Origin of the sequence: Rhizobium sp. P40RR-XXII (assembly GCF_012641405.1) — a bacterium.
Classification (GTDB): Bacteria; Pseudomonadota; Alphaproteobacteria; order Rhizobiales; family Rhizobiaceae; genus Rhizobium.
Window position 1 is genome coordinate 33,972 of sequence record NZ_JABAII010000008.1, and the last position, 20,521, is coordinate 54,492.

Annotated in this window: 20 protein-coding genes; 5 read left to right on the forward strand and 15 right to left on the reverse strand. The window is 61.2% G+C overall.

Annotated elements, in window-relative coordinates:
* The first annotated feature begins 27 nt into the window (after positions 1 to 27).
* Positions 28 to 1,653 (forward strand): glucose-6-phosphate isomerase, encoded by a 1,626-nt coding sequence (gene pgi / locus HGP16_RS16695; RefSeq protein ID WP_168841144.1) that lies wholly within the window; start codon positions 28 to 30, stop codon positions 1,651 to 1,653.
* A 131-nt stretch (positions 1,654 to 1,784) separates the two neighbouring features.
* Here pgi and HGP16_RS16700 read toward each other — a convergent pair whose 3' ends face one another.
* The 3 genes from HGP16_RS16700 to HGP16_RS16710 all read right to left on the reverse strand — a co-directional run bounded on the left by HGP16_RS16700 (position 1,785) and on the right by HGP16_RS16710 (position 4,263).
* Positions 1,785 to 2,711, reverse strand: a complete 927-nt coding sequence (locus tag HGP16_RS16700; RefSeq protein WP_168841145.1) for a carbohydrate kinase — start codon at positions 2,709 to 2,711, stop codon at positions 1,785 to 1,787.
* Between the two features lie 77 nt (positions 2,712 to 2,788).
* Complete coding sequence (locus HGP16_RS16705; RefSeq protein ID WP_168841146.1) at positions 2,789 to 3,487, reverse strand: orotate phosphoribosyltransferase; 699 nt, start codon at positions 3,485 to 3,487, stop codon at positions 2,789 to 2,791.
* 125 nt (positions 3,488 to 3,612) lie between these two features.
* Entirely contained in the window at positions 3,613 to 4,263 is a 651-nt protein-coding gene (locus HGP16_RS16710; protein WP_168841147.1) for a TetR/AcrR family transcriptional regulator, read from the reverse strand.
* A 99-nt stretch (positions 4,264 to 4,362) separates the two neighbouring features.
* On the opposite strand from HGP16_RS16710, the gene HGP16_RS16715 reads away from it, so the two are divergent.
* A complete protein-coding gene (locus HGP16_RS16715; protein ID WP_168841148.1) occupies positions 4,363 to 5,187 on the forward strand; it encodes an SDR family oxidoreductase in 825 nt (274 codons plus the stop codon).
* 2 nt (positions 5,188 to 5,189) lie between these two features.
* Complete coding sequence (locus tag HGP16_RS16720; RefSeq protein WP_168841149.1) at positions 5,190 to 5,669, forward strand: DUF1772 domain-containing protein; 480 nt, start codon at positions 5,190 to 5,192, stop codon at positions 5,667 to 5,669.
* A gap of 40 nt (positions 5,670 to 5,709) precedes the next feature.
* Here the strand turns inward: HGP16_RS16720 and HGP16_RS16725 are convergent, their stop codons facing one another.
* The 6 genes from HGP16_RS16725 to HGP16_RS16750 form a co-directional block, all read right to left on the reverse strand.
* Positions 5,710 to 6,861: a GGDEF domain-containing protein gene (locus HGP16_RS16725; protein ID WP_168841429.1), complete on the reverse strand. Its 1,152-nt coding sequence runs from the start codon at positions 6,859 to 6,861 to the stop codon at positions 5,710 to 5,712.
* Between the two features lie 198 nt (positions 6,862 to 7,059).
* Positions 7,060 to 8,100 (reverse strand): dihydroorotase, encoded by a 1,041-nt coding sequence (gene pyrC, locus HGP16_RS16730; protein ID WP_168841150.1) that lies wholly within the window; start codon positions 8,098 to 8,100, stop codon positions 7,060 to 7,062.
* A 252-nt stretch (positions 8,101 to 8,352) separates the two neighbouring features.
* Entirely contained in the window at positions 8,353 to 8,985 is a 633-nt protein-coding gene (locus tag HGP16_RS16735; RefSeq protein WP_168841151.1) for a nucleoside triphosphate hydrolase, read from the reverse strand.
* Positions 8,982 to 9,791, reverse strand: a complete 810-nt coding sequence (locus tag HGP16_RS16740; RefSeq protein WP_205926598.1) for an ATP-binding cassette domain-containing protein — start codon at positions 9,789 to 9,791, stop codon at positions 8,982 to 8,984. The genes HGP16_RS16735 and HGP16_RS16740 overlap by 4 nt, the downstream gene beginning before the upstream one ends.
* The gene (locus HGP16_RS16745; protein ID WP_168841152.1) at positions 9,767 to 10,831 is read right to left on the reverse strand and encodes an ABC transporter permease; all 1,065 of its coding nucleotides are present in this window, start codon (positions 10,829 to 10,831) and stop codon (positions 9,767 to 9,769) included. Before HGP16_RS16745 ends, HGP16_RS16740 begins: the two co-directional genes overlap by 25 nt.
* 176 nt (positions 10,832 to 11,007) lie before the next feature.
* Entirely contained in the window at positions 11,008 to 12,033 is a 1,026-nt protein-coding gene (locus HGP16_RS16750; protein WP_168841153.1) for a sugar ABC transporter substrate-binding protein, read from the reverse strand.
* Positions 12,034 to 12,279: 246 nt separating this feature from the next.
* On the opposite strand from HGP16_RS16750, the gene HGP16_RS16755 reads away from it, so the two are divergent.
* Positions 12,280 to 13,527, forward strand: a complete 1,248-nt coding sequence (locus HGP16_RS16755) for an ROK family transcriptional regulator (protein ID WP_168841154.1) — start codon at positions 12,280 to 12,282, stop codon at positions 13,525 to 13,527.
* On the forward strand, positions 13,511 to 13,945 hold the full coding sequence (locus tag HGP16_RS16760; RefSeq protein ID WP_168841155.1) for an RbsD/FucU family protein: 435 nt from the start codon (positions 13,511 to 13,513) through the stop codon (positions 13,943 to 13,945). Before HGP16_RS16755 ends, HGP16_RS16760 begins: the two co-directional genes overlap by 17 nt.
* A 194-nt stretch (positions 13,946 to 14,139) precedes the next feature.
* Here HGP16_RS16760 and HGP16_RS16765 read toward each other — a convergent pair whose 3' ends face one another.
* The 6 genes from HGP16_RS16765 to HGP16_RS16790 all read right to left on the reverse strand — a co-directional run bounded on the left by HGP16_RS16765 (position 14,140) and on the right by HGP16_RS16790 (position 20,478).
* Complete coding sequence (locus HGP16_RS16765; protein WP_168841156.1) at positions 14,140 to 15,177, reverse strand: 4-hydroxyproline epimerase; 1,038 nt, start codon at positions 15,175 to 15,177, stop codon at positions 14,140 to 14,142.
* A 14-nt stretch (positions 15,178 to 15,191) separates the two neighbouring features.
* A complete protein-coding gene (locus HGP16_RS16770) occupies positions 15,192 to 15,902 on the reverse strand; it encodes an SDR family oxidoreductase (protein WP_168841157.1) in 711 nt (236 codons plus the stop codon).
* Between the two features lie 234 nt (positions 15,903 to 16,136).
* Positions 16,137 to 17,441, reverse strand: a complete 1,305-nt coding sequence (locus tag HGP16_RS16775) for an alpha/beta hydrolase (RefSeq protein ID WP_205926599.1) — start codon at positions 17,439 to 17,441, stop codon at positions 16,137 to 16,139.
* A 547-nt stretch (positions 17,442 to 17,988) separates the two neighbouring features.
* Positions 17,989 to 18,870, reverse strand: a complete 882-nt coding sequence (locus tag HGP16_RS16780) for an aldo/keto reductase (RefSeq protein ID WP_168841159.1) — start codon at positions 18,868 to 18,870, stop codon at positions 17,989 to 17,991.
* Positions 18,871 to 19,113: 243 nt separating this feature from the next.
* Positions 19,114 to 19,767: a TetR family transcriptional regulator gene (locus HGP16_RS16785; protein WP_168841160.1), complete on the reverse strand. Its 654-nt coding sequence runs from the start codon at positions 19,765 to 19,767 to the stop codon at positions 19,114 to 19,116.
* Positions 19,768 to 19,779: 12 nt separating this feature from the next.
* Positions 19,780 to 20,478 carry a class I SAM-dependent methyltransferase gene (locus tag HGP16_RS16790; RefSeq protein ID WP_168841161.1) on the reverse strand — a complete coding sequence of 233 codons (699 nt, stop codon included), beginning with the start codon at positions 20,476 to 20,478 and terminating at the stop codon, positions 19,780 to 19,782.
* Positions 20,479 to 20,521 lie beyond the last annotated feature (43 nt).

Below are 20,521 nucleotides of genomic sequence, written 5' to 3' on the forward strand. Positions count from 1 at the left end.
AGCGGCGCGAACCGCAAGGAGTCTCCCATGAACGCCCTCGTCGATCAACTGAAGAGCGCCGCATCGGCAACGAAGGCCACCGATATCCGTGCCGCCTTTGCCGCCGATCCCAAGCGCTTTTCCCGCTTCAGCGCTTCGGTCGACGACCTGCTGATGGATTATTCCAAGACGGCGGTGAACGACGAAATTCTCGCCCTGCTCGAGAAACTCGCAGCCGAGGGTGGCATCGCGGCCAAGCGCGAGGAAATGTTCTCGGGCGTCGCCATCAACTTCACCGAAGACCGTGCCGTGCTGCACACCGCGCTGCGCAACCGCTCCAACAAACCCGTACTCGTCGACGGCAAGGATGTCATGCCCGACGTCAACGGCGTTCTGGCCGCCATGGGCAAGTTTGCCGACGGCATCCGCTCCGGCGCGCTGAAGGGCTCCACGGGCAAGGCAATCACCGACGTCATCAATATCGGCATCGGCGGCTCCGACCTCGGCCCGGTCATGGCGACGCTGGCGCTGGCCCCCTTTCATGACGGCCCGCGCTCGCACTTCGTCTCCAACATCGACGGCGCCCATATCGCCGATATTCTGAAGCTCGTTTCGCCTGACACGACGCTCTTCATCGTCGCATCCAAGACCTTCACGACGATCGAAACGATGACCAACGCCCAGACGGCGCGCAAGTTCATCGCCGACGCGCTCGGCGAAGCCGCCGTGCAGCATCACTTTGCCGCCGTTTCGACGGCGCTCGACAAGGTCGCCGCCTTCGGCATCGACAGCGAGCGCGTCTTCGGCTTCTGGGATTGGGTCGGCGGCCGCTACTCGATCTGGTCGGCCATCGGCCTGCCGCTGATGGTCGCCATCGGCCCGGAAAACTTCGGCAAGTTCCTCAATGGCGCGCATGCGATGGACAACCATTTCCGCCAGGCGCCCTTCAAGGAAAACCTGCCGATGCTGCTCGGCCTCATCGGCTTTTATCATCGCAACGTGCTCGGCTACCCGACCCGCGCGATCCTGCCCTATGACCAGCGCCTGTCGCGTTTCCCGGCCTATCTGCAGCAGCTCGACATGGAATCGAACGGCAAGGGCGTCACCATCGACGGCGCGCCGGTCGAAGGCAATTCCGGCCCGGTCGTCTGGGGCGAGCCCGGCACCAACGGCCAGCACGCCTTCTACCAGCTCATCCACCAGGGCACGAGCGTCATCCCGGCCGAGTTCATGATCGCCGCCAACGGCTTCGAGCCGAACCTGCGCCACCAGCATCAGCTGCTGATGGCCAATTGCCTGGCGCAGTCGGAAGCGCTAATGAAAGGCCGCACCTTCGAAGAGGCTAAAGCTCAGCTCACCGTTAAGGGCATGGACGACAAAAAGGCCGATTTCATCGCGCCGCACCGCGTCTTCACCGGCAATCGCCCGTCGATCACCTTCGTCTACGACAAGCTGACGCCCTATGCGCTCGGCCGCCTGATCGCCCTCTACGAGCACCGCGTCTTCGTCGAAGGCGTGCTCTTCCGCATCAACTCCTTCGACCAGTGGGGCGTCGAGCTCGGCAAGGAATTGGCAACGGGCCTGCTGCCTGTGATCGAAGGCAAGGAAAGCGCCGCCGGTCACGATTCCTCGACCCAAGGGCTGGTGGCTGCCCTGGCAAGCCGCGCGAAGTAAAAGTCTCTTCGACAAAAACAAGATGGCCCCGCCTGTTGCGTCAGGCGGGGCTTTTTTCGGTGATGGGCTATATGCGAAAGTGCGGCAAACGCAAAGGTTATCTCGCCCGCCAAGGTGCGCGATAGGACCTCTTAAAGCCCAATCTCATGCGCCCAAGGCGGATTGGCGCCAGCGCGCGAGACGGTGACGGCCGCAGCCTTGGCGCCCAAGGCCAGTGCATCCCGCAAGGCCTTCTCGTCGAGTGAAGCTACCTGCGTCTTGGTCAGCAGGTTGTTCATCTTCAGCGACGCCAGAATGCCGGCGTCGAAGGTGTCGCCGGCGCCGACCGTGTCGACGACCGTGACGCGCTCGCTCGGAACAGAGACCTTCAGCGACTTGGTATAGCCGGTTGCGCCTTCCGCACCCTTGGTAACGACGACGAGCTTTGCGCCCTGGCCGAGCCAATGGGCAGCGAGCTCATCGTGATTGCCAGGAATCCCGAACCATTCCAGATCCTCATCGGAGAATTTCAGGATATCGGACATGGCGACCATGCGGTTGAGACGCGCCATATGCGCGGCCTTGTTCTTGATGAAACCCGGACGAATGTTCGGATCAAGCGAGATCACGCGGCCCTGGTGCTCGCGCTTCATCAGCGCCTCATAGGTCGCGCCGCAAGGGTCGGGGATCAGGCTGATCGCACCGAAATGCAGGGCTTCGCAATCGTCGCCGAGCGCCGGAAGGTCGGCCTCGGTGATCATGCGGCCGGCCGTGCCTTCATCATAAAAAGCATAGGTCGCCTGGCCGTTGACGAGCTTGACGAAGGCGATCGTGCTCGGACGCGGCGTAATCGCGCAATAGCTGAAATCGACCTTGGAGGCCGACAGCGTCTCACGCAGGATATCGCCCATCATGTCATCGGCGAGACCGGTGAAGAAGCCCGTGGGAACGCCGAGACGGCCGAGTGCTATCGCGGTGTTGAAGATCGCACCGCCGGCATAGGGGGCAAAGCCCTTTTCGCCCTGCGTCGTCTCCCGCGGCAGCATGTCGATCAAAGCTTCGCCACAGCACAATATCATTCCGGCCTCCCAAAGAGCGCGTCTGTCTTATCCAGTCTCATAAATCGATTAGATAAATTCACGGCAAAAGCAAAGCGTCAGTTTGTGAGCAGCTCCGAAATGCCGCCATTCCGTCCGGACCAGGCGAGCGGTGCATTGAGAAAGGCCTCGACTTCCGCGAGCGTCTTGTCATCAAACAGCTTCTGTTCCTTGGCGACAGCGAGCACATCGCGCCAGGTGGCGATATGGTGCAGGCGGACCCTTCCATTGGCAAAACGTTCTTCCGCCTCGGGGAAGATGCCGTAATAGAACAGCGCCATGCCATGGTCGACGATGCCGCTAGCCGCGCGGATGGCATCGATGAAGGTAAACATGCTGCCGCCGGCCGTGGTCAGATCCTCGATGACAAGCACGCGGGCGCCGTCGCGCATATCGCCTTCGATCTGGGCGTTGCGGCCATGCCCCTTCGGCTGCTTGCGGACATAGATCATCGGCAGGTTCAGCCGCTCCGCCAGGAAGGCGGCGAAGGGAATGCCCGCCGTCTCGCCCCCGGCAACGCAATCGAACTGCTCGAAGCCCGCATTGCGCACGATGATGCTTGCGGCGAAATCCATGACGGTCGAGCGGATGCGCGGATAGGAGATCAGCTTGCGGCAGTCGATATAGACCGGGCTCGCCATGCCGGAGGCAAGCTTATAGGGTTTGTCGGCGCTGAAATGGACCGCCTTGATCTCCCAAAGCATCCTGGCCACCAACTCAGCCATGATGGCGCGATCGGTAAAAGTCATCTGGGTCATGCGGGGCCTCCTTCGCAGCGCTAATGTTCCAGCGGCAATAGCAGCAAGCGGCCCGAGTTTCCAGACGAATAGGAGCTTTTGCAGGTATCGTCGGACCTGCCGCGGACAAAGGCGGCTCTGCCGGGTTACCGGACGAGCCCAAGATCGGCCGGGAGCATCGCCTTGAACAGCGCGATGACCTTGTCGCCCTCTTCCCGTTCGATCGAAATCGCGTAGCGGACGGCAGCTGCGACCAGCTGCATGGTCAATCGGGCGATCCTTGCAAGTTCGGAATGATCGCGCTCCGGCCACAGACGTTCGAGCACGGTGAGAAAAGCCTGCGAATGCCATTCCATGTCCTCGGCATCGACCTGCTGCAGCAGCTTGTCGGCATGGGTGGCGTGCCAGATGTCACGCATGACGGGTTCATCGAGAAACATCGCGTAGTAGCCATCGACGATGCGGCTAAGGGCGGCCTGGAGCTGATCCGCACTCTTTATCGCCAGCAGCTCGTCCTCGACGCATTGCCGGCCCTGCTCGTTGAAACGTTCGGCCAGCACGCGGATGATCGCCGTTTTGTCCGGGAAATATTGATAGAGCGAGCCGAAGGAGACGCCGGCCTTTTCGACGATCTCGCCCATGCGCAGGGCATCGCTACCGTTCTTTGCAATCAGCTCGGATGCCACCGAAAGGATCAGCTCCACCCGTTCACGGCCGCGCTGCTGACTGGGTATGCGACGCGGCGTGCCCGCCTCGTCCTTGCTGCGCCTGCGCCTCGCGATCTGTTCCTGCGTCATGTCTTTCCCTGCCTGTCACCGTTGACAAGCAATATAAGAGAGTTTATCACATTCTGCAAATGAGAGAATTTATCACATTTTACACTGGAGGAGCTTAAAATGCAGATCTCCACAATTGCCATCATCGGCGGATTGGGAAAAACCGGCGGCCGGGTCGCTGAGCGGCTGAAGGAGCGCGGCATCACGGTCCGCGCCGCCTCCCGCTCGACAACACCGAACTTCGATTGGCAGGATCGCGCTACGTGGCATCAGGCGCTGGAAGGCGCTTCCGCCGCCTATGTCACGTTCCAGCCGGACCTTTCGGTCGACTGGGCAGCGGAGGCCATCGCCGGCTTCGCGAAAGCGGCGATCGAAGCGGGCGTGCGGCACATCGTGCTGCTCTCCGGGCGCGGCGAGGATGGCGCGGTTCGCAGCGAGGAAAATCTCAAGGCCGCCGGCGTCGACTACACCGTGCTACGCGCCAGCTGGTTCAACCAGAATTTCAGCGAAGGCGCTTTCGTCGACGGGCTTCTTCAGGGCAAGCTCGCCCTGCCGGCCGGCGATGTGCCGGAGCCTTTCGTCGATGCCGACGATATCGCCGACGCGGCCATCGCGTGTCTCATCGATCCTCGTCACCGCAACCGGACCTACGAACTGACCGGACCTCGCGCCCTGACCTTTCGTCAGGCGGTTTCCGAAATCGCGGCGGCCTCCGGCGGGATCATTGGGTATGAAACCGTTCCGATCGAGGCCTTCATCGCCGAGATGACCGCTTACGGCCTGCCGCAAGAGACGACCGATCTCCTGCACGAGCTTTTCACGCAGGTCCTTGATGGCCGCAATTCGCCTGTGATGGACGGCGTCAACCGGATCCTCGGCAGGCAGCCGAAAGATTTTTCCGATTATGCTCGTCAAACCGCCGCAACCGGCATCTGGAGTGTCTAGTCATGACCTTTCCGATCACCAATATCGCCCTCATCGTCGCAGCACTCAGCAGCGGCCTTCTCGCCGGCGTCTACTTTGCCTTCTCGACCTTCATCATGCAGGCCTTCGCTCGCCTTCCCATCGATCAGGGGATCGTTGCCATGCAATCGATCAACACGACGATCGTGCGCTCGCCCTTCATCGTGCTGTTCCTGCTGACGGCCGCTCTGTCGCTCTTCATCGCGGTGATGGCAATTCTCTACTGGCGGGGCAGCATCAGCATGCTGATGCTGGCGGGTGCAGCACTCTATATCCTCGCAAGCTTTCTTTCGACGATGGTGTTCAATGTGCCGCTGAACGACGCCCTCGACAAGGTCGACGGCCATTCCGCGGAGTCCGCACAGCTATGGTCAACCTATCTCAGCGACTGGGTCTGGTGGAACCATGTACGCACGGTGGCTTCCCTATTGGCCGCCTGCGCCTTCGTCAAAGCCCTGTTCTGAACGCATCGAAAGAGCAGCTGCAGCCCCTGAAGATGACCGGTTAGACGGCATGCAGATAGGCCGCAACCTCGACACGGTTGCGGCCGTTTCGCTTGGCCTCGTAGAGCGCCTTGTCGGCGGCGCGAAGCACATCGTCAAAGCCCAAGCCCTTGACTGTGCCGGTGGCAACGCCAGCGCTGACGGTGCAGACCAAAGTCTTGTCTTCGATGCTGACCGCCCTCGCCGCAAAGGCATCACGCACCCGCTCGGCAACCTGCTCCGCGCGACCCGGCAGCGCATTGTCGAGGACGAGCGCAAATTCCTCGCCACCAAGGCGTGCTACCGTGTCGGAAGGCCGCAAACCGAAGGCAAGCTCCTGGCCGAAAAGCTTGAGCACGAGGTCGCCGGTGGCGTGGCCGTGCTGATCGTTGATCGTCTTGAAGCGGTCGATGTCGAAGATGATGACAGCCATGGATGGGCCGAAGCTGCGGCGACCGTAGAGATCGAACAAGGCCCGGCGGTTCAGCAGCCCTGTCAGGGAATCGGTGATCGCCTCCTGGCGATGGAATGCAGCCTGGCGCCACTGGTGCAGCGCAAGCGACAATGCGCCGATCCCCGTCATTCCGGCAATGCAGACGGCAAGGCTGACATCTTCAGCCCAATTGTCCGGAGCATGGCCGAGCACAAGCTTGCCATCGGCGATCAGCACAGCCGCGCAGAGCGCAAAGGAAATGGCGGTCAGCGTGTAAAGCGCGGTGATGCCGTAGAGAGGTGTGGGCGCTTCACGCCGGCTCAACCAATATTCACGCGCCGTCAGAAGCAAAAGCACGCTGATGACGATATTGTCGGCGATGAAAGCCAGCCCATCGTAGCCGGCGAGCATAGGTCCCATCGAAGCGCCGATGCCGGTCAGGCAGCCCAGAGCGAAGCGAGCTTTGGAGAGGCGGCGCGTGCGGAACTGGTGGCCCGCCATCCAGATGGTCGCAAAGCCGATGAAAAACAGCACGAAAGTCAGGTTGGCAAAAATCGGCCGCGGCTGGTCGACATAGGCGCCGTAAATGAAAATACCACCCACGATGGGCACCAGGCCGGCAGAACATGTCAGCAGAAAGGTATCGGGCCGGCGAGAAAACCAGCTTCCCACCAATGTGACCGCGAGACAGGACGCGGAAACGCCAAGGGCGAGAAGGAGAGAGTTATAATCGACCAGCATCATGCTCTTTCAACGGTTTCGTTTCTACCGCGGGGGATCGATGACACGCTAGACTTCAAGGGGTATCAAATTGGTTACGGCAAATAATAAAGAATATATATATCAGTAAAATATACGTTCCATATTGCGGCAAATACGGACGCATTACTACAACATTACGTGTAAATTTGAATTTACCTATATAATCTGCATCTAAATTCAGCCCTCAACGTCCCAGTGCAAAGGGAACATAGGATCGAAAACGGTGACCAGACCGGCACCCGTTTCGATCTTGGCCGGGAACGTCACGGCATCTGGGCAACGCACCAGGGTAATGCTGTCCTCGTTGACCGGCAGCCCATACCATGCGGGTCCGTTCAGCGATGCGAAGGCCTCAAGCTTGTCCAGCGCGCCTTCCTGCTCGAAGACATGGGCAAGGCAGCTCATGGTATTGATCGAGGTATAGATGCCAGCGCAGCCACAGGCGCATTCCTTGAGCGGATCGACATGGGGAGCCGAATCCGTGCCTAGGAAGAACCTGCTGTCGCCGCTCGTTGCGGCTGCACGTAGCGCCAGACGATGGCTCTCGCGTTTGGCGACCGGCAGGCAGTAATAATGCGGGCGAATGCCGCCGACGAGGATGGCATTGCGGTTGATGATCAGGTGATGCGTCGTGATCGAGCCGGCGAGATTTGCTTTTGCCGATTTGATGTAGTTGACGCCGTCCGACGTCGTCACATGCTCCATCGTGACCTTCAGTTCCGGCAGACGCTTGCGCAGCGGATCGAGCACGGTTTCGATGAACACCGCCTCGCGATCAAAGATATCCACCTCGGGCGTCGTCACTTCGCCATGGACGCAGAGCGGCAGGCCGATCTTCGCCATGCGCTCCAGCACCGGCATCGCCTTGTTGAGATCGCGCACGCCGCCGTGGGAGTTGGTCGTCGCGCCCGCCGGATAGAGCTTGACGGCCGTGATCAGGCCGGTGTTCTTGCCGTCCTCGACATCGTCGGGGCTGGTGTGCTCGGTGAGGTAGAGCGTCATCAGCGGCTGGAAGCGATCGCCGGCCGGCAGCGCTTTAAGGATGCGCTCGCGATAGGCGGTCGCATCTGCCGTCGTCACGACGGGCGGCACCAGATTGGGCATGATAATGGCGCGGGCGAAATGCCTGGAGGTATCGCCGATCACGCCTTCGAGCATGGCTCCGTCACGCAAATGCAGATGCCAGTCGTCAGGACGGCGGATGGTGAGCTTTTGCATGGCGCGACCTCTGGAAACGTGAGCGCGATCTTGCCCGAAAGCTGCCTCGGCCTTTTCGGGATCGTGCTTTTTGACAGAGCGTGATGCCGAAAAGTGTAGGCGGTTTTCGGCATCACGCTCTACTTCTTTGATTCTAGAGCGGATTCAGATTTTAGGTCGAGCAGACCTAAAATCATCCGGCTCTAGTGCGCTTCGATAGCACCAACCGCCATGGCAAAACAATCCGCGAGCGCAGTTAAATGACAGAGAAGCTCAGTCCTGGACGATATCGATGGTAACGTCGGCGCGGCGGCGGTTTTCCAAAATCAGCCGGCCATTCGGCAGATCGTTGCCGTAGACCTTGGCACTGGCCGCCTCTTCGTCGAGATCGTAGCCCTTCCAACGTGCCCACAGCCGCTCCTCCAGCACCTCCATGGGTGGGGCGAGCATGATCGAATAGTCGAACAAGCCTTCCAGCTCCGCCCATTTGCCCTGGCTGAACAGCAGGTAGTTTCCTTCGACGACGATGAAGCGATAATCGGCCGAGACGATGCGTGCCGAGGCGATCGCAATCTCTCGCGAACGGTCGAAGACCGGCACGAGAACCTCTTGATCGGCGGCGCGCACCGCCTTGACGATATCGAGGAAGGCGCGCACGTCAAAGCTTTCCGGCACGCCCTTCCGCTTCAGAAGTCCCTTCTCGATCAGCACGGCATTGTCCATGTGGAAGCCGTCCATCGGCAGGACTTCGGCGCTTTCACCCCTGGCTTTCAGGGCCTTGGCGACATTGTCGGCCAATGTGGATTTGCCGGCGCCCGGAGGGCCGGCGATCGCCACAAGGAAGCGTTTCGCGTTGCCGGCGCGCGCGATGATCTCGCCGGCAACATCGTCAAGAGAGACGCTCATGCAGCGACATTCTCAACCGGCGGAGCCTTGGCGCCGGTCATGAAGGCGACGGCGTCGGACATGGTGTATTCCTTCGGATTGATGACGGTCAGCCGTCGTCCAAGGCGATGGATATGAATGCGGTCGGCAACCTCGAAGACGTGCGGCATGTTGTGCGAGATCAACACGATCGGCAAGCCGCGCGCACGCACATCGAGGATGAGCTCCAGAACCTTGCGGCTTTCCTTGACGCCGAGGGCTGCCGTCGGCTCGTCCATGATGACGACCTTGGAGCCGAAGGCGGCGGCACGCGCCACGGCGACGCCCTGGCGCTGGCCGCCGGAGAGCGTTTCCACGGCCTGGTTGATGTTCTGGATCGTCATCAGGCCAAGCTCGGTGAGCTTGTCGCGGGCACGCTTTTCCATTGCCGGCCGGTCGAGCATGCGGAACACGGAGCCGAGGACGCCGGGCTTGCGGATCTCGCGACCGAGGAACATGTTGTCGGCGATCGAAAGCGCCGGCGACAGTGCCAGGTTCTGGTAAACCGTTTCGATGCCAGCGTCGCGCGCTTCCATCGGCGACCTGAAATGAACAGGTTTGCCTTCCAGCTTGATCTCGCCTTCATCGGGTGTCACCGCGCCGGAAATCACCTTGATCAGCGAGGATTTTCCGGCGCCGTTGTCGCCGATGACAGCAAGGATTTCGCCGGGATAGAGATCGAAATCGGCGTTGTCGAGCGCGGTCACGCGTCCATAGCGCTTGACGAGGCCACGCGCGGTGAGAAGGGGTTCGCCAGTCGTGGTCATGCCGATACCTTTCTGATCCATTGATCGATCGCGACGGCGCCGATGATCAGCACGCCGGTCAGGAGGACCTTCCACTGCGGATCGGCTCCGAGCATATTGAGGCCCATGGAGACGACGCCAACGATCATGGCGCCGAAGAGCGTGCCGAGGATCGAGCCACGGCCGCCGAAGAGCGAGATGCCGCCGATCACGGTCGCGGTAATCGCCTGAAGATTAAAGTCCGTCACGGCCGAAGACGGTGAGACCGAGCCATTGCGGCCGATCGAAACCCAGGCGGCAAAGGCCGCGATCAGTCCCGAAACGCCATAGACGGCAAGCAGTACCTTCTTGGTCTGGATGCCCGACAATTTCGCCGCTTCCGGATCATCGCCGACAGCATAGACATGCCGGCCCCAGGCGGTGTGATTGAGAATATACCATAGGCCCAACACCAGCAGCACCATGGCGATGACGCCGAGGGTCAGCACCGCGCCGCCAAGCCGGAAGCTGACCGCGAAGAGATGCAGGAGCGGCGCCTTTTCATCGACATCGGTGTCGCGGATGGTTTCATTGGCGGAATAGATGAAATTCGTCGCCATGACGATATTCCAGGTGCCGAGCGTCACGATGAACGGCGGCAGCTTCATGTTGGCGACGAGGAAGCCGTTGAGCAACCCGCAGACGCCGCCCGCGGCCATGCCGGCGACAATGGCGACTGGCGCTGGCAGGCCGTAAGTGACGGCGACATTGCCCATGACGACGGAGGAAATGACCATGATCACGCCGATCGACAGATCGATGCCGGCGGTCAGGATGACCAGCGTCTGGGCAGCACCGAGAATGCCGACGATCGCGATCTGCTGCAGGATCAGCGTCAGCGTATAGGCGGAAAAGAACCGCCCGCCGATCGCGATGCCAAAGATTACGATCGCCATCACCAATACGATCAACGGCACGGCGGCCGGCGTCGAATGCAGAAAGTGCTGCACGCGCTTGAGAAAAGAGGCATCGTGCTGCTCGAACGACGCGACGTTCTTGTCGCTACCGTCGAGAACACGTTCGAATTCCTGTGCTCCGGACATATTATTCCTCCGCCACCGCGCTCATGCGCGGAAACCGCCGGCTGTTAGGGGCCAGCCGAGGGGATGAACCCCGGCCGACGTGACTGTTGCTATTGTCTGCTCCCTTATGAGAAGAGCCGCGCCAGCAGGCGCATGACGCGGCTCCCAAAGGGATTATATCACATTTCGTGCGGGGCTTAGCCCCAGCACTTTGCCGTACCTTCCTTGGTGTCGATCGACTTCAGGCCGGAAACCGGCTTGTCCGTCACCAGCGAGACGCCGGTGTCGAAGAAGGACTTGCCTTCGGTCGGCTTCGGCTTCTCGCCGCTATCGGCGAACTTCTTGATCGCCTCGACGCCGAGGGCAGCCATCATCAGCGGATACTGCTGTGACGTAGCGCCGATCACGCCTTCCTTGACCGACTTGACGCCCGGGCAACCGCCGTCAACGGACACGATCAGAACCTGCTTTTCCAAGCCGACGGCCTTCAGGGCCTGATAGGCGCCGACAGCGGCCGGTTCGTTGATCGTATGGATGACGTTGATGCTGGAATCCTTCTGCAGGAGGTTTTCCATGGCCTTGCGGCCACCTTCCTCGTTGCCGTTGGTGACATCATGGCCGACGATGCGTGCATCGGTTTCGTCGCCGATCTTGTTCGGATCCTTCGGGTCGATGCCGAAGCCGATCATGAAGCCCTGGTCGCGCAGCACGTCGACGGAAGGCTGCGACGGCGTCAGGTCGAGGAAGCCGATCTTGGCGTCCTTGGCCTTGGCGCCCAGCGTCTTGTTGGCCCATTCGCCGATCAGCTTGCCGGCAAGGAGGTTGTCGGTGGCGAAAGTCGCGTCGGCAGCGTCAGCCGGTTCCAGAGGCGTGTCGAGCGCAATGACCAGCAGGCCGGCATCGCGTGCCTTTTTGACCGAGGAAACGATGCCCTTCGTGTCGGAAGCGGTGATCAGAATACCCTTGGCGCCGCTGGCGATGCAGCTTTCGATGGCGGCAACCTGGCTTTCGCTGTCACCGTCGATCTTGCCGGCATAGGACTTCAGCGTCACACCGAGTTCCTTGGCCTTGGCGGTCGCGCCTTCCTTCATCTTGACGAAGAAGGGATTGGTATCGGTCTTGGTGATGAGGCAGGCGGATACGCCGGCAGCCTTGGCGGGTGCGGCGAAGGCAACACCGATCGCAAGAGCGGCGAGCGCGGCGGAAATAACAGATTTCTTCATTCAATCCTCCCGATGTTTGAAAGGCCGGACTGTCCGGCAATCACGGAGCGGAGCCCGGCGTGGAGATGCGCAATGCCTGTCGGATTATTTTCGGTGGACCTCCTCCAAGGCCATATACGCATCCTCAACGCTCATATCTGAGCCTAAAGATTTCAGCCTGTCAATAAATAAATCGGATTGAATTATTAATTCGATGTGGCATTCTGGAAAAAAATAAGGCATGGCCATGATGGAAGGAGCAGGCTCATGTCTCTCGTGCACGACCCTGAGGAAACACCCACAGCACCGGCGATTCTCGACCCCAGCGGGGGCGCGAACCAGCTCGGCGTGCGCGCCCATAACGAACGGCTCGTCCTGTCGCTCGTGCGTCGTCATAGCGCGCTTTCGAAGGCCGATATCGCCAGGCGCAGCGGGCTTTCGGCACAGACCGTTTCCGTCATCATGCGGGAGCTGGAAAAGGATGGGCTGCTGTCTCGCGACGCACCCGTTCGCGGGCGCGTCGGACAGCCATCCACTCCCATGCGCCTCAACCCTGACGCGGTGCTCTCCTTCGGCGTCAAGATCGGCCGGCGCAGCGCCGATCTCGTGCTGATGGATTTCGTCGGCAGCATCAGGATGCAGGTTCATCAAACCTATCCCTACCCCCTGCCGCAGGACATCATCGCCTTCGTCACGGCCGGCGTTCGGGAGCTGGAGGGGCGCCTCAACGAGGACCAGCGGCGGAAAATCGCAGGGATCGGCGTCGCCGCGCCGTTCGAATTGTGGAACTGGGCCGAACAGGTCGGATCGCCGCCCGGGGCTATGGACGCATGGCGCGGCTTCGACCTGCGGGCCGAAATCGCTTCGCGCGCGCCCTACCCCGTGATGCTGCAGAACGATGCCACCAGCGCCTGCGGCGCCGAACTCGTCTTTGGCGTCGGCCCACGCTATCCGGATTTCGTCTATTTCTTCATCGGTTCCTTTCTCGGCGGCGGCATCGTTCTCAATTCATCGACCTTCGTCGGCCGGACCGGCACGGCCGGCGCGCTCGGCCCGCTGCCCGTGCGCGGCCGCAATGGCGAGAACCGCCAGCTTCTGGAAATCGCCTCAATCTTCGTGCTCGAGAACCTTCTGCGCGATCATGGCTTCGACCCGCGCCCCCTCTGGTATTCGGCGGACAATTGGATCGACTTCGGCGAGCCGCTGGAAATCTGGATCCAGGATACGGCCAAGGCCTTGGCGCAGGCGATCGTCGCGGCCGCCTCGGTCATCGATTTCAGCGCCGCCGTCATCGACGGCGGTTTCCCCGATTGGGTGCGGGAACGCGTCGTGCGCGCGACCATCAGGGCGGCGGCCGAGCTCGATCTGCAGGGTGTCGTCATGCCGGAGATCATCGAGGGGGCCGTCGGGCCGCAGGCACGCGCCATCGGCGCCGCCAGCCTGCCGATCTTCGCGCGCTACCTGATCGACCAGAACGTTCTTTTCAAGGAGATTGAGCATGCTGAAGGGCATTGACCCGCTGTTGAGCCCAGAGCTGCTGGCGACGCTGCGCGCCATGGGCCATGGCGACGAAATCGCCCTTGTCGATGGCAACTATCCCGGCCTTGAGCATGGGCGCCGCCTCATCCGTCTCGACGGCCACGGCGTCATCCCCGTGCTCGATGCCGTGCTGAGCGTGCTGCCGATCGACGATTTCGTACCGCAGGCGATTTTCCGCGCGACCGTCCGTCAGGACCGCGACGCCGTCGATCCCGTCCATGCCGAAATGATTGAGTGCTGCGCCCGGCATGTGCCCGAGATCAAGGTCGTGCCGCTGCTGCCGGCGGAATTCTATGAGCGGGTGCAGCAGGCACATGCGCTGATACAGACCAGCGAGCCGCGGCTCTATGGGAATATCATTCTGCGCAAGGGTGTGATTTATCCGAAGGGGTAGGAAAGTGCCCCTCATCCGGCCTGCCGGCCACCTTCTCCCCGCAAGCGGGGCGAAGGGGATGGACGCACCTACAGCCTCCCTTCCAGCAATTTACTTAGACGAGCATGCGGAACTAATCCCCTCTCCCCGCATGCGGGGAGAGGGTTAGGGTGAGGGGCAAAACTCTCCATACGACGGGAGTCGATTGCCCTCTCTCAAATCTCCCCCGCAGAAGGCCCCCAGACATCCGTCATGGCAAAACCTTCCGCCATGGGATCGAAGGGATCGAGCGCCACCTGGCTCATACCGAAGGTGAAGCCGCGGCCGGTGATCGTCGGGATGATCGCCGGCTTGCCGGCGACCTCGGTCACCGCCTGCAGGCCGACTTCGAACTCCGAACCGATGATCGAGCGGGACTTGAAGACATCGCCGACCTTGGCCTTGCCACGTGCATATAGCGTCGCCAGATTGGCGGAATTGCCGGTGCCGCAAGGCGAGCGGTCGGCGCGGCCGGGCCACATGGTCGTGCAGGTGCGGATGGCGCCATCGGCATCGATGTCGCGGAACATCACATAGGCCACGCCCGAAATTGCAGAAATTTCCGGGTGAACCACGGTCATCGCCCGATTGATCGCATCCTTGATAATCATGCCGGCCTGAACCAAGGCAGCGGCATTCGCCTTTTCGATCGTCAAGCCGATCTGGCCGACATCGACAAGCCCATAGAAGATGCCGCCATAGCAGAGATCGAGCTTGATCCTGCCCCATTGCGGCGTATCGAGCTCGACATCCAGCTCGTGGACGAAGGACGGCACCATGGTCAGCCGCACCTTCTCGCAGCGGCCGTCGCGGCAGGTCGCCGTGGCGCGGACGAGACCAGCCGCCGTATCGAGCGTGACGACCGTCTCCGGTTCCTTCATCTCGACGATGCCGGATTCGAGCAGTGCCGTGGTCACGCAGATGGAATTCGAACCGGAGCTCGCATGCGCCTGATCAGGCTGCAGAATGATGAAGCCGGCATCGGCCTCCGGATGCTTGGCCGGCAGCAGCAGGTTGACGGAACCGATCGGCGCGCCGCGCGGCTCCAGCACGAGGAAGCGGCGCAACTCCTGGCCCTTCGGATCGGTATTCAGACAATGCAGCTGTTCGGCTATGCTGTTGCCCGGGATCTTCGGCACACCGCCAATGGCAACCTTGCCGATTTCCCCTTCGCAGTGAACATCCAGCAGCTGGATCGTGCGCTTCCATCTCATCTCATATGCTCCAATCAGACGTGTCGCGTAATGCCGCCATCGACGCGGATATTCTGGCCGGTAATGTAGCCGGCGCCATCCGACAGCAGGAACGCCGCCGTCTTGGCGATTTCGCTCATGAGGCCGATGCGCTTCATCGGCACCTTCTCGGCGGTTTCCGGCTTGTGGTTCAGGCTGTCGATATAGCCGGGCAGGATGCAGTTCATGCGGATATTGTCGGCCGCATAGCGATCGGAATAGAGCTTGGTGAAGGCGCTAGCCGCGGCGCGATAGGTGCAGGAGACCGGGAAGACCAGCGACGGCTCGTAGGCGGCAAAGGTGGTGATGTTGACGAAGGCGCCCTTGCCCTGCTTCAGCATGACCGGCGTCACCAGCCTTGCCATGCGCACGAGCGACAGGATCATCATATCGGAGCCAAGCGTCCAGCTTTCGTCCGAGATATCGAGCAGATCGCCCTTCGGCGGATGGCCGGTATGGTTGACTACGGCGTCGATACGGCCATAGCTCTTCATCGTCAGATCGAAGATTGCCTGGATATCCTCGGCCTTTTCCGCCACACCGCGCGAGGCGACGCCGCCGAGTTCGGCCGCCAGCGTCTCGCAGCTCTCCGACGGCGACATCAGCGCCAGACGATAGCCATTGGCGGCAAGCTCCCGGGCGATCGCTTCACCCATGCCGCGGCCACCGCCGGTGATCAATGCAACAGGCTTTTCGATATCGGACATTAGTTTCCTCCTGATAGCGGTTGATGCGGAACGGCGCGATGTCGACCGTGGATATCATGACAGCCATCATATCGGCCGCCGGCCGGGCTGTCGCCGCCCATGTCTGAAGCCACTCACGAATATGCCATGCGTCAGCCGACGCGCCTCTCTGATATATCAGATCGAGCAAGGTAGCTACGGCGTTTTCAGGCGCGAGGAAGATCGCGGCGCGCTTTTGATCGCGTAATGGCAGCGCTATTGCTTCAATGCTTCGCCGACATTGCTGCCGGTCGCCTCGACGCTATCGCCGAGGGAGCCGACGGTATTGCCGGCGGAAGCGCCGACGCGGCGCAGCTGCTCTCCATAGTTCTGGCGGGTGCGCGGATCGAAGATGGCAATCGGGGCGCTGACGGCAGCGCCCGCCACACTGCCGACCGTTTGCGCAGCCCCCATGGCGACGGCGCCGACCGCATCGCCGATACCGACATCGGAATCGGTGATCGTCTGACCCTCGATCAGCCGCGCTCCGATGAGCTTCACCACTTCGGGGCTTTCGGCGAACTTGCCATGGTTCAGTCCATCGCCGGTCTTGAGCTTGGTGAGATCGAGGACGGTGATGCCCTGCTTTTCCAGCTCGCTGCGATAGGGTTCGGTCGTGGGATCGATCTGGCCGAGGCGATCGATATTGCCGGAAATGCGCCTTGAGAGGGAAAGAGCGCGGTCGTCCCGCGAGACGAACAGCGTGAAATGCGGCTTGTCCTTGCCGAGTGCTGCAAACTGTCGGCCGAAGACATCGACGTCGAGATCGGGCGATGCCAGGATGACGTTCTTGATCTTCGGCGCGACGCGGCCATTGCGGATCGCCATCTGCCGGAGAGATTCGACCGCGAGCCAACTGCCCATGGAATGCGCCATGACCGTGATGTCGCCGACGGAGGGATCGGCCGCGATGCGGCGCAGCAGCTCCTCCAGCGAATCGCGGGAATAGTTGGTGCTTTCCTTGTCATAGGCATAATCGAAGATGCTGGCGCGTGACGGCCAGGTGAATACGATCGGGGCGACCTCGGCATGCGAATCGTGAACGATCTGCGCGAAGCGATAGACCGCGTCCTCATAGCGGTTGTTGAAACCATGCACGAAGATCAGCACGCGCTTGTTCTTCGGCAGCTCCGCATGCACCCAGGCGCGCCCCTCTGTTTCGCCCGCCAGCGATTTGACGCCGATGGTGACGAAATTCTTCAAGGGATTGCCGGGCAAGCGGCTCGGCCACTGAACCTGGCCGACCTTGCGATTGGCCTCGGGCGGGATTGAGACGCTGACGGCATCCACCTTCAGCCCAGGCCCGCGTTCGCCCGAAAAAAGAATTGACGGATCCTGGTCCGGCAGACGTGTCGTGGCGACGAGGAGATCGACCTTCGATGTGCCCGGCACGTTGTCGGAAACAGGCTGCATGACGCCAATCGGACGGCCGCAAGCCGCCAGGGACAAGGTTACAACCATGGCCGCAGCTCGGAAAAACGCCCTTCCCCATCGGTGCGAACCCGCCGCGCGCTGCATCATGCAACCTTTCCTTACCCTCAAGAATGTTGCGCCACTCTACGCATGCATGTCCACGGCGCAAGCGACTCCAGTGGTTCTTTGGCTCATGACGCAACGCTAATTCGCGACGGCATTGCAAAGGCGCAACGCAATCGTCCGATACCGCAAGTCGATAATCCGGGCTGAAAATAAAAAAAGAGCCCGATGCGGGAGGAGGATGCATCGGGCTCTTGATCCGGATTGGCAACTGGGAGGAGGAGTGTTGCCAATCATTGAAGGAGCGCTGGGAGGAGGAGATGCGCTGCCTTCGAGGGATTAGATATAACGAGAGAGCAGGGATGAACAGATCGGCTTTCGCAATGCAGCAATGCGCTGAATGCATTGCTTTCTTCGCAGATGCCGGAAATACCGCATAGCGCCGGCATTTTTGGGGGAGAAGCGCCTATTTTGCAGTCGTTATTTACCCAAATCCCGGGATTCACATGATTGTGATCGTCGTTTTTGCATTGGAAGCCCCCGCTGATATCCGGCCGGTGAGCAATCTCCCACCGGCCGGGTGACTTTCGCCTCAAGCCGCCTTGAACGCCTTCTTGCCTTCGGCGTCCAGCGCGGCAAACTCCTCTTCGGAAAGAACGATATCGACCGCCGCGGTGTTTTCCTCGAGGTGCCTGACCTTGCCCGTTCCGGGGATCGGCAGCATTACCGGGCTGCGCTTCAACACCCAGGCAAGTGCGATCTGGCTCGGGGCCGCATTGTGCTTCTTTGCGATGGTGTCGAGCAGCGAGCCTTCCTTGGCAAGATCGCCGGCGGCAAGCGGGAACCACGGAATGAAGCCGATGCCGTGGTTTTCGCAATAGTCGAGCACGTCCTCGCTGGTGCGGTCGACCAGATTGTAGCGGTTCTGCACCGTCACTACCTTGAAATGCTTCGATGCGGCCTCGATGTCGGCAACGGAGACCTCGCTCAGGCCGGCATGACGGATGATGCCGTCATCCAGCAGCGACTTCACCGCGTCGAATTGCTCGGCCGCCGGCACCTTGGGGTCGATGCGATGCAACTGCCAGAGATCGATACGCTCGACGCCGAGATTGCGCAGGCTTTTGTGCGCCTGCTGGATCAGATATTCGGGACGCCCCAAGGGCACCCATACGTTCGGACCGGTTCGGGTGAGCCCGCCTTTGGTCGCGACGACGAGACCGTGGCCGTAAGGGTGGAGCGCCTCCTTGATCAGACGTTCGGAAACGTCCGGGCCATAGGAGTCGGCCGTATCGATGAAATTGATGCCGAGTTCCGGCAGGCGCCTCAGCGTGCGGACGGCTTCGTCATGGTCTTCGGGCTCGCCCCAGATACCGGCACCGGTGATGCGCATGGCACCGAAACCGAGACGATGAACGGGGAGGTCACCGCCGATCTTGAACTGACCGGACTTGGCTGCATCGAATGCTGACATGATTATAGTCCCTTTTGCTGGTCTGAAATGTGCTTTGCGTTTCGGCATCCGGGGAAGAGCCGAGATTTGCCGCGCAAATCGAATTTTTCGCGAGGGAGAGAACAGGCGCCGCGACCGATACTACATGGGTCTGCATCACGACTTATGCAATGTGCGGCAGCGAGATGAACCCATACTCCGGAGCGTCCGCGCTGTATTCACGATCGCCCGGGGTCGGCACCGGCTAACCCGCTCGGATCGAGATTACTTCGTGCGCGTGCGGGTCCCAGCCTGCCCGCCGAGATCGGCAAGCGCTGCCCAAAGCTCGTCGAACATGCTCTGGGCGAATTCTTCCAGCGAAACTGGCTGCCGAGCCGTGCTCCAACGCTCACCGCCGATACGCAGCATGGTGACGACCGCCGCTGCGAGAATGCTCAAGCGGAAACGCTCTTCCTCACTGCCACGCCCGCGGGCCTGCAGGGCATCCGCGAGCTTTCTTTCCAGCTTGACGTATTTCAGCTGATCACGCGCGCGGAGCGTCGGGGTATCGCTGATCAGGGCCACCAGCGCGAGGCGCTGAGGATCCGCCGTGGCGGCGCGAAGGGCAGAATGGATAGCCGCCTCGACGACCTCGAAAAGGGAGGCATCCGGCGGCTGGGCAGCCACCGCATCGATCAGCTCGCCGGAGAAGCTATCCTGCCAAGCGGTGACCACATCCTCCTTGCTGGGAAAATAATCGAAGAAGCTGCGCTTGGAGACGTCGGCGGCTTCGGTGATGTCCTCGATTGTAGTGGCATCGAAGCCACGCTCGAGAAAGAGCTTCAGGGCGACGGATTCGATGCGTTCGCGGGTCTGACGGCGCTTGCGCTCGCGCCGACCTTCCTTCACCGCGATACCGACACCCGGCTTCTCTGCCATCCACTGCCCCCGCTACGCATTTGCTTCCGGCCGCCCCGTATCGGCATTGCCGGCTTCCGGCATCAATCCACTGATTCCAACGCCCTCTCTGGTGCTACGATATTTGGAACCGCCGATCGAGAGTTCCAGCGGATTTTGCCGCGATATCCTGTAGACGCCGGCGGGCGGAATGTTGCGGACCGTGCCGCCGATGCGCTTTCCCTCCAGCCCGAGACTTTCCAGGATCGACTTTTGCACGGGACAGCGCGGGCCATAGGTGAACTGATAGAAGGCCCCTCCGGGTTTCATGGTTTCGAAGGCGCCGCCGACGATAGCCGTAACTTTCGAAGGCGGCATGGACAAAAGCGGCAAACCGCTGACGACGGCGCCGAAGGGCGCGTCGTCGAAAAAGCCGCATTGGCCGAGCTGCGCCGCATCCATCTGCACGACGCGCGCCTCGGGAAAACGCCCGCGCAACCGAACGGCAAATTCCTCGCCGAACTCGACGAGCGTGAGCGCGCTTTCCGGAATACCGCGCGCCAGCAACGCGCGCGTGAACACACCCGTGCCCGGCCCGAGCTCGAGGATCGGGCCATCGAGCGGCTCGATCTCCTGCGTCATCAATCTCGCCAGCCGCTCGCCCGAGGGCGCAACCGCCGCAACGCGCAGGGGATCGCTGACCCAGGAGCGGAAGAACTGCACAAAATCAGCGCATGAAGTCTTTGTCGTCATTCCGCAAATCCAATCTTCGGCCACATATGGGGCGATGAGGACC

Bases quoted from the DNA above. Each gene is read 5' to 3' on its own strand.
- HGP16_RS16700 (WP_168841145.1), bottom strand. From the start codon at position 2,711: ATGATATTGTGCTGTGGCGAAGCTTTGATCGACATGCTGCCGCGGGAG.
- HGP16_RS16760 (WP_168841155.1), top strand. From the start codon at position 13,511: ATGCTGAAGGGCATTGACCCGCTGTTGAGCCCAGAGCTGCTGGCGACG.
- pgi (WP_168841144.1), top strand. From the start codon at position 28: ATGAACGCCCTCGTCGATCAACTGAAGAGCGCCGCATCGGCAACGAAG.
- HGP16_RS16740 (WP_205926598.1), bottom strand. From the start codon at position 9,791: ATGGATCAGAAAGGTATCGGCATGACCACGACTGGCGAACCCCTTCTC.
- HGP16_RS16755 (WP_168841154.1), top strand. From the start codon at position 12,280: ATGTCTCTCGTGCACGACCCTGAGGAAACACCCACAGCACCGGCGATT.
- HGP16_RS16720 (WP_168841149.1), top strand. From the start codon at position 5,190: ATGACCTTTCCGATCACCAATATCGCCCTCATCGTCGCAGCACTCAGC.
- HGP16_RS16735 (WP_168841151.1), bottom strand. From the start codon at position 8,985: ATGAGCGTCTCTCTTGACGATGTTGCCGGCGAGATCATCGCGCGCGCC.
- HGP16_RS16750 (WP_168841153.1), bottom strand. From the start codon at position 12,033: ATGAAGAAATCTGTTATTTCCGCCGCGCTCGCCGCTCTTGCGATCGGT.
- HGP16_RS16785 (WP_168841160.1), bottom strand. From the start codon at position 19,767: ATGGCAGAGAAGCCGGGTGTCGGTATCGCGGTGAAGGAAGGTCGGCGC.
- HGP16_RS16770 (WP_168841157.1), bottom strand. From the start codon at position 15,902: ATGTCCGATATCGAAAAGCCTGTTGCATTGATCACCGGCGGTGGCCGC.
- pyrC (WP_168841150.1), bottom strand. From the start codon at position 8,100: ATGCAAAAGCTCACCATCCGCCGTCCTGACGACTGGCATCTGCATTTG.
- HGP16_RS16725 (WP_168841429.1), bottom strand. From the start codon at position 6,861: ATGCTGGTCGATTATAACTCTCTCCTTCTCGCCCTTGGCGTTTCCGCG.
- HGP16_RS16780 (WP_168841159.1), bottom strand. From the start codon at position 18,870: ATGTCAGCATTCGATGCAGCCAAGTCCGGTCAGTTCAAGATCGGCGGT.
- HGP16_RS16705 (WP_168841146.1), bottom strand. From the start codon at position 3,487: ATGACCCAGATGACTTTTACCGATCGCGCCATCATGGCTGAGTTGGTG.
- HGP16_RS16765 (WP_168841156.1), bottom strand. From the start codon at position 15,177: ATGAGATGGAAGCGCACGATCCAGCTGCTGGATGTTCACTGCGAAGGG.
- HGP16_RS16745 (WP_168841152.1), bottom strand. From the start codon at position 10,831: ATGTCCGGAGCACAGGAATTCGAACGTGTTCTCGACGGTAGCGACAAG.
- HGP16_RS16715 (WP_168841148.1), top strand. From the start codon at position 4,363: ATGCAGATCTCCACAATTGCCATCATCGGCGGATTGGGAAAAACCGGC.
- HGP16_RS16790 (WP_168841161.1), bottom strand. From the start codon at position 20,478: ATGACGACAAAGACTTCATGCGCTGATTTTGTGCAGTTCTTCCGCTCC.
- HGP16_RS16775 (WP_205926599.1), bottom strand. From the start codon at position 17,441: ATGATGCAGCGCGCGGCGGGTTCGCACCGATGGGGAAGGGCGTTTTTC.
- HGP16_RS16710 (WP_168841147.1), bottom strand. From the start codon at position 4,263: ATGACGCAGGAACAGATCGCGAGGCGCAGGCGCAGCAAGGACGAGGCG.